At 70.9% G+C, this 11,470-nt stretch carries 10 protein-coding genes; 4 read left to right on the top strand and 6 right to left on the bottom strand.

The window, feature by feature from the left end; all coding sequences use genetic code 11:
- Window positions 1–301, bottom strand: a 301-nt coding sequence (locus V7Z97_RS17120; protein WP_334164650.1) for a DUF47 domain-containing protein, incomplete at its 3' end; no start/stop codon positions are given.
- A 122-nt stretch (window positions 302–423) separates the two neighbouring features.
- Between V7Z97_RS17120 and V7Z97_RS17115 the strand changes: the two genes are divergently transcribed.
- The gene (locus tag V7Z97_RS17115) at window positions 424–1,851 is read left to right on the top strand and encodes a protein adenylyltransferase SelO (RefSeq protein WP_334164649.1); all 1,428 of its coding nucleotides are present in this window, start codon (window positions 424–426) and stop codon (window positions 1,849–1,851) included.
- A gap of 104 nt (window positions 1,852–1,955) precedes the next feature.
- Here V7Z97_RS17115 and V7Z97_RS17110 read toward each other — a convergent pair whose 3' ends face one another.
- From V7Z97_RS17110 to V7Z97_RS17100, 3 genes are read right to left on the bottom strand one after another with little or no spacing between them, the layout of a single operon-like run.
- Window positions 1,956–2,864: a DMT family transporter gene (locus V7Z97_RS17110; protein ID WP_334164648.1), complete on the bottom strand. Its 909-nt coding sequence runs from the start codon at window positions 2,862–2,864 to the stop codon at window positions 1,956–1,958.
- The gene (gene gluQRS, locus V7Z97_RS17105; protein WP_334164647.1) at window positions 2,861–3,712 is read right to left on the bottom strand and encodes a tRNA glutamyl-Q(34) synthetase GluQRS; all 852 of its coding nucleotides are present in this window, start codon (window positions 3,710–3,712) and stop codon (window positions 2,861–2,863) included. The genes V7Z97_RS17110 and gluQRS overlap by 4 nt, the downstream gene beginning before the upstream one ends.
- A gap of 10 nt (window positions 3,713–3,722) precedes the next feature.
- Window positions 3,723–4,352: a TetR/AcrR family transcriptional regulator gene (locus tag V7Z97_RS17100; protein ID WP_334164646.1), complete on the bottom strand. Its 630-nt coding sequence runs from the start codon at window positions 4,350–4,352 to the stop codon at window positions 3,723–3,725.
- 768 nt (window positions 4,353–5,120) lie between these two features.
- On the opposite strand from V7Z97_RS17100, the gene V7Z97_RS17095 reads away from it, so the two are divergent.
- Entirely contained in the window at window positions 5,121–5,681 is a 561-nt protein-coding gene (locus V7Z97_RS17095; RefSeq protein WP_334164645.1) for an HNH endonuclease, read from the top strand.
- Here the strand turns inward: V7Z97_RS17095 and V7Z97_RS17090 are convergent.
- The gene (locus V7Z97_RS17090) at window positions 5,678–6,919 is read right to left on the bottom strand and encodes a hypothetical protein (protein WP_334164644.1); all 1,242 of its coding nucleotides are present in this window, start codon (window positions 6,917–6,919) and stop codon (window positions 5,678–5,680) included. The genes V7Z97_RS17095 and V7Z97_RS17090 overlap by 4 nt on opposite strands.
- Before the next feature lie 105 nt (window positions 6,920–7,024).
- On the opposite strand from V7Z97_RS17090, the gene V7Z97_RS17085 reads away from it, so the two are divergent.
- Window positions 7,025–9,028, top strand: a complete 2,004-nt coding sequence (locus V7Z97_RS17085; protein WP_334164643.1) for a TonB-dependent receptor — start codon at window positions 7,025–7,027, stop codon at window positions 9,026–9,028.
- A 143-nt stretch (window positions 9,029–9,171) separates the two neighbouring features.
- The gene (locus V7Z97_RS17080) at window positions 9,172–9,792 is read left to right on the top strand and encodes a YceI family protein (protein WP_334164642.1); all 621 of its coding nucleotides are present in this window, start codon (window positions 9,172–9,174) and stop codon (window positions 9,790–9,792) included.
- A gap of 92 nt (window positions 9,793–9,884) precedes the next feature.
- On the opposite strand, the gene V7Z97_RS17075 is transcribed toward V7Z97_RS17080, so the two are convergent.
- Window positions 9,885–11,470, bottom strand: a 1,586-nt coding sequence (locus tag V7Z97_RS17075) for a TonB-dependent receptor (RefSeq protein WP_334164641.1), incomplete at its 5' end; no start/stop codon positions are given.

Genomic DNA, 11,470 nt, shown 5'->3' with positions numbered 1-11,470 from the left:
CCTTGGCGGTCTTGTGCATCTGGTCGATGGCGTCGTCCATGGAGCTGATCAGCTCCCGGATGTCGCTGCGGTCGAAGGGGGTGATGAAGGTCCGGCCCACGGCCAGCATCACCTGGCGGGTGATGGCGTCGGCGGCCTCCTCGTGGCGGGCCACCTCGGCGCAGAAATGAGGAACCTCGTCGCCGCCGTCCAGCATCTGGCGCAGCGCACGCGCGCCGGCGCAGAGGGTGCGCGCGTGCTCCTCGAAGAGGTCGAAGAAGCCCTCCTCGCGCGGCAGGAGCGCCTGGAACCATCTCAGCATGGGGGAATCCACCTCGGCCCGGTCGTGGATCAGGCCTCTAGGCTTTTGTGACAGTTCTGTGAAGGCCCGCGCGCGACCCGTCGTGGGTTGCCCCGGGCGGGGCGAACCGCCATCTGGCTCGGATGCCTCCGTCTCCTGCCTACCGCCCCGACCCGCAGTTCCAGGCGCTGGGGCCCGAGTTCGCCGATCCCGTGCAGGCGGAGGCGTTCCCGAGGACGACCCTGCGCTACCGCAACGACCGGGCGGCGGCGAGCGTGGGGCTCGACACCCTGAGCGACGACGAGTGGATCGCCCACTTCGGGCGGTTCGAGCCGCTGCCCGACAATCTCGATCCGCCGCTGGCCCAGCGCTACCACGGCCACCAGTTCCGCGTTTACAACCCCGAGCTCGGCGACGGCCGCGGTTTCCTGTTCGCGCAGATGCGCGAGGCGGGGACCGGCCGGCTGCTGGACCTGGGCACCAAGGGCTCCGGCCGCACGCCCTGGTCGCGCTCCGGCGACGGCCGGCTGACGCTCAAGGGCGGGGTGCGCGAGGTGCTGGCCACCGCCATGCTGGAGGCGCTCGGCGTGCCGACCTCCCGGTCGTTCTCGCTGGTGGAGACCGGCGAGGCGCTCGTCCGCGGCGACGAGCCCAGCCCGACGCGATCCTCGGTGCTCGTGCGCCTGTCGCACAGCCACATCCGCTTCGGGACCTTCCAGCGCCACGCCTTCTTCGAGCGGCCGGACCGGGTCGGCGCGCTCGTGGACCATGTGATCGCGAACTACTACCCGGCCCTGGAGGGCTCGGACGACAGGCCCGTGGCCCTGCTGCGCGAGGTCACGGCGAGGATGGCGCGGCTCACCGCCCGCTGGATGGCGGCGGGCTTCGTGCACGGGGTGCTCAACACCGACAACATGAGCCTGACCGGCGAGAGCTTCGACTATGGCCCCTACCGCTTCCTGCCGAAGTCGAACCCGGCCTTCACGGCGGCCTATTTCGACCAGCAGGGGCTCTACGCCTTCGGCCGCCAGCCGGAGGCGGTGTTCTGGAACCTGCAGCAGCTCGGCGGCTGCCTGACCTATGTGGCAGGCGACGAAGCGCTGATCGAGGTGCTGAACGGCTTCGGCCCGTCCTACCGGCGCGAACTGGTGGCCGCCATGCTGGAGCGCCTGGGGCTCGCACCGCGCGGGGAGGACGAGGACGCAACGCTCGTGCAGTCGGCCTTCAAGGCGCTGGCTGAGAGCGACGACGACCTGCGGTGGGAGCCGTTCTTCTTCGACTGGTTCTGCAGGTCGGACGATCGCGCGCTCTCTGGGCTACGGGCGGAGGTCTACCGCGGCGAAGGCTTCGAGGAATTCCGGCGGCTGCTCCAGCCCTACGCCGCCAAGGGGGCCGGGCGGCTGGAGCATCCCTACTTCGCCGGCGCGGAACCCGAGGAGCTGCTCTACGACGAGATCGAGGCCATCTGGGCGCCGATCGCCGACGCCGACGACTGGTCAGCCTTCGAGGCCAAGCTCGGCCGCCTCGAGGCGGCCCGCCTGGCGTGGGACCTGCCCGCTCAGGGAACCTGAGGGCGCGAGGCTCCGTTCGCTCCAGGGGGCGCGTTTGGGAGACCTGCCATGCGCGGCGTCCTCCGCTGGTTCGCCCTGGTGCCGCTGCCGATGCTCGTTGTGATCTACGTCTTCGGGCTGCTGGCGAGTTCGTCGTAGGCGACGGGCTTCGGCCGCGACGCCCACTGGGCCAGCACGACGCCGAAAAGGGCGATGGCGGCGCCGACGCCCTGCCAGGGCCCCAGCGCCTCGGCGAACAGCACCCAGCCCAGCCAGGCGGCGACCACCGGCTGCATCAGCACCACCACAGAAGCGGTCGAAGCCGGCAGGCGGCCCATGGCCCAGGCGATGGACCCCTGGCCGACCACGTGCATCAGGCCCAGCCCCATGCAGGCGCCCCAGCCGCCGAGGGTGGCGGGCAGCAGCCGCTCGCCCAGCACAAGGGCGGCGATCAGCATCAACGGGGTCCCGATCACGCCCGACCAGAACATCAGCCGCCCGGTGGTCTCCGTCTTCCGGCCCTGGCCGATGGCCAGCATGTAGAGGGCGTACCAGAGGGCGGTGGTGAGCGAGAAGGCGTCGCCCAGCGCCGGGTTCGGCCCCTGGGCGCCCACGCCCTTCGCCGCGGCCATGGTCCAGGCTCCGCCGACCGCCAGCGCCACGGCCACCAGGAAGAGGGCGCGGGGCCGCTCGCGCAGGAAGATCCAGGAGAAGGCGGTCACCAGCACCGGCGTCAGGTTGGTGAGCACGGTCGCCTTGGCCACCGAGGTCAGGCTGACGCCATAGTGCCAGAAGCCGAGGTCCAGGCAGAACATCACGCCGGCGATCAGGCCCATGCGCGAGGGACGTCCGGGGCCGCCCGGCGTCCGCTGGACCATCAGCCACAGGAAGGGCAGGGCGAAGGCCAGGCGCCACATGCCGGCCGCCGCGGGCCCGGCGTCGGCCAGCCGCACGAAGATCGGCGACAGTCCGATCACCGTGGCGCCGAACACCAGCACCGCCAGCGCGCGCCACCGCTGGGCCGCCTCGGTCAAAGCCCCATCTCCCGGCGCAGGTCGGCCGGCGAGACACCGCCGGCCCGCAGCTCGCGCAGGGTCTCGGCGCGGTCGCGCTTGGCGAAGCGCCTGCCGTCCGGGCCGGCGAGCAGGCGGTGGTGGCGGTAGACCGGGGTCGGCAGGGCCAGCAGGGCCTGCAGGAGGCGCTGGACGTGGGTCGCCTCGAACAGGTCCTGGCCGCGGATCACGTGGGTGATCTCCTGCAGGGCGTCGTCCACCACCACGGCCAGGTGGTAGGCCACGCCGACGTCCTTGCGGGCCAGCACCACGTCGCCGCCCAGCTCGGGGCGGGCCGGGAGGACGCCGCGCTCGCCGGCCGGGCCCTCCCCCTCCTCGACGAAGGTCAGGGCGCCGAACCCGCCCAGGGCGCGTTCCGCGGCGTCGAGGGAGAGCCGCCAGGCGAAGGGCTCGCCGGCCTCGACGCGGCGCTCCTCCTCGTCAGCCGGGAGGGGCGCGCCGCGGAACACCTCCATGGCGCCATGGGGGGCGCGCTCGATCTCCTCGGCGATCTCGCGGCGGGTCCGGAAGCAGCGGTAGAGCAGGCCGCGCTCGGCGAGCTCGCGCAGCGCCCGCGCGTAGTCCGCCATGTGCTCCGACTGCCGGCGCACCGGCGTTTCCCACCGAAGACCCAGCCAGGCGAGGTCCTCGTAGACGGCGGCCTCGTACTCGGGCCGGCAGCGGGTGCGGTCGATGTCCTCGATGCGCAGGATGAAGCGGCCGTCCGCCGCGCGCGCGGCGTCGTGTGCGGTGAGCGCCGAGAAGGCGTGCCCGCGGTGCAGGTAGCCTGTGGGCGAGGGGGCGAAACGGGTGACGAAGGTCCGGCTCACCCGGACCGGTCTAGTCTTCCAGGTGCCGCGGGAACAGGCCCATGTGGTTGAAGACCGCGCGCAGGAACGGGGTCTCCCCGCCCATGGCGTCCTTCAGCGGCTCGAACTGCTTGAAGCCGCGCATTTCCGCCAGGCCGTGGGCGGCGCACCAGGCAGCCACGGTGGCGAGCTCCAGGTCCAGGGCCGCGGCCGGGTCGGCGCCGGCCTCCAGGAGGGTGTCGCGCACCTTGCAGTAGGCGCCGTCGTCCTTGCCCTGGACCGCCTCGGGCAGGGCTTCCTTGTCCCGGGCGGTGTCGTACATGATCCGGTAGAGGGCGGGATTGTCGCGCGCGAAGCAGACGTAGGCCACGCCGAGCTCCGACATCTTCGCCTTCGGCGAGGGCGCACCGGCCTTGGCCCGGGCCAGCGCCTCGTCGAGCATCTCCCACCCCTCCTCGGCCACGGCGTCCAGCAGCTCGCCCTTGTCCTTGAAGTGGTGATAGGGCGCCGCCGGGCTGACGCCGGCCTCGCGGGCGACGGCGCGGAGCGAGAGCGCGCTGGGCCCCTCGGATTCCAGCAGCCGGCGCGCGGCGTCGACGAGCGCACGGCGCAGGTCGCCGTGGTGGTAGGGGCGGGCTTCGGCGGCGTGAGATTCTCTCATCAGCTCCACTGTAAAACTCAATCTGATCGCCGTAAAGATGATCTTGACGCCGCTCAGATAGGCGCTATCTTAGCAATGTTCAAATAAGAAACGCCCCCGCTCCCCCGGGGTTCAAACTGAAAGGTGTGTGTCCCCATGTCTCTCGCGATCACCAAGTTCGAGCGCTTCTTCGACCGGATCGCTCCCGCCCTCCTGCTGTTCCTCGGTCTCACCGCCGCGGGCGCCACGGCGGCCCTCGGGGTCTGATCCCCAGACCGAAGGTCGAACCGGAGAAGGGCCCCCTCCCCGGGGCCCTTTTTCATTCCGGCTGCATCTTCGAGCGCATTCAGAAATGCATAGCAGTGCGCCGGAATTTTGCATCTAGGCAACGTTAAGATACGTGCTATCTGAACATTGTCCAGATGGGCCGGGGGCGGGATCGCCCACCCTCGCAACCGAAAGAAGGAACAAGGCAATGTCGATCCTGATGAACCGGATCCTCGACGTCGTGGCCTCCTACGCGATCGTGGCCCTCGGCCTCACGCTCGCCGGCGCCACCGCCGTCCTCGGCGCCTGACGCATGTCGCGCCGGTAAGCCTCGCCCGCGTCAGACCTCGCGGGCGAGGCGCACGGCGTTTCGGGAGGCCCGGCGTCATGGAGATGTCTCCGAATCTCGGGTAACGTCGTCCACGCAGCCGGATTGGCTGGCGCGTTCGCAAGACAGGGGCTCGGTCTTCAGTCCACAGGCGTACGTCATAGGCGCGGATCGGCGCCGCGGGAGGTCCGGCGATGCAGGTGCTTAGCCACCCGCCCTCCGGCTGGCCCGCCCTCGTGCTGAACGCCGACTTCCGGCCGCTCAGCTACTACCCGCTGTCCCTCTGGCCGTGGCAGGAGGTGATCAAGGCGGTGTTCCTGGATCGGGTGGACGTGGTCTCCACCTACGACCAGAAGGTCCACTCTCCCTCCTTCGAGATGCGCCTGCCCAGCGTGGTGGCGCTCAAGAGTTATGTGGCCCAGGACCGGCCGCCCGCCTTCACCCGCTTCAACCTGTTCCTGCGCGACGGCTTCAGCTGCCAGTACTGCTCGGTGTCGGAGGACCTGACCTTCGACCACGTCATCCCGCGCTCCCGGGGCGGGCGGACCACGTGGGAGAACATCGTCACCGCCTGCGCGCGCTGCAACCTGACCAAGGGGGGGCGGACGCCTGCGGAGGCGCACATGCATCCGCACGTGAAGCCCCGCCGGCCGACCGCCTATGAGCTGCAGGAGCGCGGCCGGAGATTTCCGCCGCACCACCTGCACGAAAGCTGGCTCGACTACCTCTACTGGGACATCGAACTGGAGGCTTAGCCGGCCGGGAACAGCAGGTCGCGCCGCGGCCGGGTCCAGATCCCCCCGACCTCGAGCGGCGCGGCGACCACCAGCCGCCCGGCGATGTTCGAGCGCCGCATGCCGTCCGCCTCCACCAGGGCCTCGAAGCCGCCGGCCGCACCCTGGGCCCTGCCCAGTTGGACCAGGGTCGCCGGCCGCACCGCCGCCTCGGCAGCCTCCATCAGGCCGACGTCGCGCATGCCGGCGATGACCAGGATTCGCCCGCCCTCAGGGCCTGGGAAGGCGGTCAGGTATCCGTAGTCGCGCTGGGTTCCGGCGGTCCGGCCCGGCCCGCCCTCCTGGCTGAGGAAGACCCGCCGGCTGCGGGTGTCGGCGAGCTCGTCCCAGGTGTCGCCCGGCCGGAATCGCGAGGCGGAGAAGGTCGCGTCGCGGAGGGGCCCCAGGCCGCTCAGGTAGCCCAGGTAGACGATGTCGCTGCCGCGCAGCATCTCCGAGGTGAGGTCCGAGGCCATGACGATGCGGGGCGTCTCGCCGCCGCGGGCGAGCACCGGGAGCACGGAGGCCAGGGCGTGCGCCGCGCCCACCGGCAGGTAGTACAGGTCGAGGTCGCGCAGGCGCTCGGCCGCTTCCGGACTGGCCCGGCGGAAGGCCTCGAGATCCTCGTGAGAATCGACGCCGTACTCGCGCACCAGGCGCCCCGCGCCGGTCGCCGGGTCGGTTTCGCCGAAGATGTAGTAGTCGCCCACGACGACGACCAGCGGCCGGTCGGAACGCAACAGGCCGGCCCAGGGCTCGCGCCGCGCCGCCGCGGCGCCGGGAGCGCCTTGCGCGCCCTGCCAGACGATCCCCAGGACCAGCAGGTTCACGGCGGCCAGCAGCCCCGCGGCGATCCACGGCCATCGCCGCCGAGGCGGCCGGGACGGGACCTCGGCGGCGTGGTCACGCAGGACGAGGCGGTACTCGCCCACGGGGATCGCCAGCCGGACCGGCTCGGCCCGGGCCGGGCCGGCGTAGTACTCGTCGAGTTTCTTGCGCAGGCGGTGCATGGCGACGCGCACCGAGGCGTCCTGGGCCCCGTCGAAGGCGGCGTCGCGGCCGAACACCTGCAGGGCGATCTCCACCTCCTTGGGCCGCGCCCCGGAGGCCGCGCCCTCGGCCAGGTAGTCGAACAGCCGCACGAGCAGGCCCGAGCGCCCCAGCGCGCCTGCCGCCCGCAGGCGCTCGGCCTGTCCCGCGATGGTCCCGGCGTCCGCCAAGCCGCCCCCCTCTGTAACCTCCGGTAACCCCCGGGAGACCGTTCATAACCGCTCTCGGCTGGCGGAAGCAAAGTAAGCGCGGCGGCAGCACCTCGGGGGGAATAGATGCCGCACTGGATCCGGATGGCCGCGCCCATGGCGTCGGCCCTTGTCGCCGTCGCGCCGGCCGCTATGGCCGAGGAGGCGCCGGCGCCCATCGACGAGGTGGTGGTGTTCGGGCGCGGCGAGGCCAAGCTGGGCGTGGCGCACGCCGCCAGCGAGGGCAGCGTCGCGGGCCACGACCTGCTTGTGCGGCCGCTGCTGCGGGTGGCCGAGCTGCTGGAGGCCGTTCCGGGCATGGTCGCCGCCCAGCACTCCGGCTCGGGCAAGGCCAACCAGTACTTCCTGCGCGGGTTCAACCTCGACCACGGGTCGGACTTCACCGCCTACGTCGACGACGTGCAGATGAACCTGCGCACGCACGGGCACGGGCATGGCTACCTCGACCTCAACGGCCTGATCCCGGAGATCGTCGAGCGTGAGGACTACCGGAAGGGGCCATACCGGGCCGACGGCGGCGACTTCGCGCTCGCCGGGGCGGCCTATATGACGACCCTGGACCGGTTCGATGCGCCCTGGGCCGCGGCCGAGGCGGGCTCCTACGGATGGCGGCGGGCGGCGGCGGGCGGCACGGCCGACGTCGGCGCCGGCGCCCTGACCCTGGTCGGCCAGGCCAAGACCTACGACGGACCCTGGGCGCGGGCCGAGGACCTGCGCCACTACGCCCTGTTCGGCAAGTACGCGGCGCCGACGCGCCTGGGCGACCTGGAACTGTCGCTTCACGCCGACCGTGGCCGCTGGAAGCCCACCGAGCAGATCCCCGAGCGGATCATCGGCTCTGCGGCCTGCCCCGACGTCTTCTGCCCCCCGGATCCCACGGCCACCGGCGAGACCGAGCGGGTGGTCGGCGCGGCCCGCCTCTCGGGCGACGGCTGGCGGGCGACGGCCTACGTCCAGCACTACGACTGGGAGATGTACTCCAACCCGACGTTCGCCAATCCCGACGGCTCGAGCGCCCAGATCCGCCAGTTCGACCGCCGCTGGGTGGTGGGCGGCCGGGCCGAGCGGCGCTGGACGGTGTCGCCGGCGCTGGAGCTGACGCTCGGGGGCGAGGCCCGGCTGGACGATATCGACGAGGTGGGCGTGGCCAATACGGCCGGCCGCCTCCCCGTGGCCTCGCTCGGCGCCTATGCGGTGGAGGAGGCGTCCGCCGCGGCCTACGCGGAGGCGCTATGGCGACCGCTCCAGGGCCTCAGGGTGATCGCCGGGGCGCGGGTCGACGGCTTCCGGGCGGACGTGCGGGCGCTCGACGACCCGGCCCGGGCCCTGGGGCAGGGGCGGACGGACGACACCCTGGTTTCGCCGAAGCTGAGCCTCGCCTATGCGCTGCACGAGCGGCTTGAGCTCTATGCCGGCTGGGGGCGGGGCTTCCATTCGAATGACGCGCGCGGGGCGGTGAACGTCACCCCGGTGCCGCTGTTGATCGAAGGGGAGGGGCGCGAGGTCGGTGCGCGCTATCAGGCCGCGGACTTGACGCTGACGGCGACCTGGTGGTGGCTGGACGTGGACAGCGAGCTGAAGTTCGTCGGCGATTCCAACGCGGTGGAGCCCACCGGCGCCAGCGAGCGGCGCGGCTACGAGCTGGTCGGCTTCTGGCGGCCGCTGCCGTGGCTGGCGCTCGACGCCAACTACACGGCCAGCCGGGCCCGCTACGTCAACGGCGACCACATCCCGAACGCCTTCGAGAACGCCGCCCAGGTGGGCGTCTCGGCGGTGTCGGACCGCTGGGAAGCCAGCGTCCGCCTGCGCCACCTGGGGCCCTATCCGCTGGTGGAGGACGATTCCGAGCGCGACCCCGGCAGCACCGTGGTCAACCTGCGCGGGGCCTGGAAGGGCGAGGCGGTCCAGGTCTACGCCGAACTGCTCAACGCCTTCGACAGTCGCGACAAGGACATGGCCTACTTCTACGAATCCTACATCCCGGGCTTCGATGTCGCCCCGGTGGAGGGCCGGCTGAGCCGGGTGCTGGAGCCCCGGACCGTGAGGGTCGGCGTGAAGCGGACGTTCTGACCCCCTTCACGGGATTGTTTCCTCAATGGAAGCAGTGTGCTCCGGACCGGGGGCATTCCCACGGCGGGCAGGGGGCGCCATCTGAAAGGGACGATGGCGCGGCGGCCGCGCCGTCATCCCCTTACCACGCCCGAAAGGTCCCCATGTCCCACAAGCCCTTCTTCGTCGCCGCCGGCCTCGCCGCCACCCTCGCGCTCGCCGGCGCGGCCATCGCCCAGGATCCGTTCACCCGAGCGCCGGCCGAGGTGCGGGCCGGCGTCTACACCCTCGATCCCGCGCACTCGAAGATCACCTGGTCGGTGAACCACATGGGCTTCTCCACCTATGTCGGCCAGTTCGCCAAGGTGGAGGGCCAGCTCACGCTCGATCCGCGCCGGCCCGAGGCCAGCCAGCTCGCCGTGACCGTGGACGCCAATTCCGTCGGCACGCTCAACGACGAGCTCGACAAGCACCTGAAGACCGCCGACTTCCTGGACACGGCGAAGTTCCCGACCGCCACCTTCAAGGCGACGCGCATCCGGTTGAGCGGCGAGCGCAGCGCCGACATCACCGGCGACCTGACCCTGCACGGCGTCACCCGCCCGGTGACCCTGGAGGCCGAGTTCAACCAGGCGGGGATCAACCCGGTCGACAAGACCTATTCCCTGGGCTTCGACGCCGAGGCGAAGATCAAGCGCAGCGACTTCGGCATGACCGCCTACCTGCCGGGCGTCGGCGACGAGGTCGAGCTGGACATCGAGGCCGAGCTGAAGCTGGTCAGGTAACCCGAAAGAGAAAGGAGCGCCGCAGCGGGCTGCGGCGCTCCTCGATGTCTTCGCGGGACCGGCCGGGACACGCCCGGCCGGCCGGCTCGCGCCTAGAAGCGGAAGCCGACGTTGGCGAAGAACACGCGGCCCAGAACGTCATAGGTGTTCGGGTAGCCGCTGTTCGACGGCGAGGCGTTGCCGCCGAGGATCGGATAGGCCTCCTGGGTCAGGTTGCGCACGCCGACCGTGAACTCGATGTTCTCGGTCGCCCGCCAGTCGGCCGACAGGTCCCAGTAGTTCTTCGCGTCGATGTGCTCGACGACGTAGTTGGTGTTGGGGTTGTCGTCGTTCACGTCGTCGATGTGGTTCCAGACCAGGGTCGCGCCCCAGTCACCCATGGTCCACTTCACCCGGCTGTTGATCTTGTGGCGCGGGATGATCCCGGTGCCGCCGCTGTTGCACCGCGTACCGAACTTGTCGGCGCACTTGATCGGCGTGGAGATCTCGTCCGGCTTCAGGGTGTTTTCCCAGGTGTTGGTGTAGAGGCTGCGGATCTGGATGTTGCCCCAGTCCGGCAGACCCACGTCCTCCAGGGCGAAGGTGTAGGAGACGTCGATGTCGACGCCCTTCGCCGTCAGGGTGGCGACGTTGCGGTCCTGCAGCGACACGAACTCGATCGAGCCGTTGGCGAGGCGGCGCACCGCCTGGCAGTACGGCGAGGCCGGGTTGCCCTGCACGATCGAGCCGTAGCAGACGTTCAGGACGTTCGAAGTCGAGCCGCCGAAGCTGGTGATCAGGTCGTTGATCTCGATGTCGAAGTAGTCCGCGGTGATCTGCAGCCCGGGCACGAAGCTCGGGGTCCACACCACGCCGCCGGTGAAGGTGTCGGCGACTTCCGGCTCGAGGTCCGGGTTGCCGCCCGACAGGGTCTGGGTCTGCTGGTTCGCCTGGATGACGCCGACGAGGTTCGCCGGGACGCCGGACGCGATACAGGCCTGGCGAACCTGGGCGTTCGGGTTCGCCTGGAACGAGCAAGGGTCCGTGGCGGTCGGGAAGCTGTTGCCCGCCGGGCGGAACAGTTCACCCACAGACGGCGCCCGCACCGCGCGGTTGTAGGAGGCCCGCAGGCGCAGGTCCTCGAACACACGCCAGTCGCCGGCGACCTTGTAGGTCTTGGTCATGTCGCTCTGCGACGAGTAGTCGGAGAGACGGCCAGCCACTTCCAGGTTCAGCTCGCGGACGAAGGGCAGGTCCTTGAGCACCGGGATCAGCAGTTCGCCGTAGAGGTCGTAGACGTCGAAGCCACCCGCCACCGGCGGGGAGGCGTTGAAGCCGGTCAGGTTGCCGACCGCGAGGTCCTGGCTGGGACGGAACTCGAACTCCTCGGAGCGATACTCGGCGCCGATGGCGAAGCCGATACCGCCGGCCGGCAGGCTGAAGAAGTTCGACGTGTTGCCGCTCAGGAAGGCGGACGCGACGATCTGCTCGTAGTCCTGCGAGGAGTTGATCCGCGTGGAGATGAAGTTCGCTGCGGCGGGGCTCAGGCGGCCTTCCCCGAACAGGTTGACGGGAACGCAGCCGTTCGACGGATCGGAGCAACCCGTGCCGGCGGCGTTCAGCAGCAGGCCCTGCTGGATGCGGGCCAGGCTGGTGTCGCCGAGCAGCGAGTTGGAGCCGTGGGTGTTGCCGTACTGGA

This window comes from Phenylobacterium sp., assembly GCF_036821595.1.
GTDB lineage: Bacteria > Pseudomonadota > Alphaproteobacteria > Caulobacterales > Caulobacteraceae > Phenylobacterium.
The sequence above is the reverse complement of the archived record's forward strand: the minus strand, read 5'-3'. Positions and strand labels throughout refer to the sequence as shown.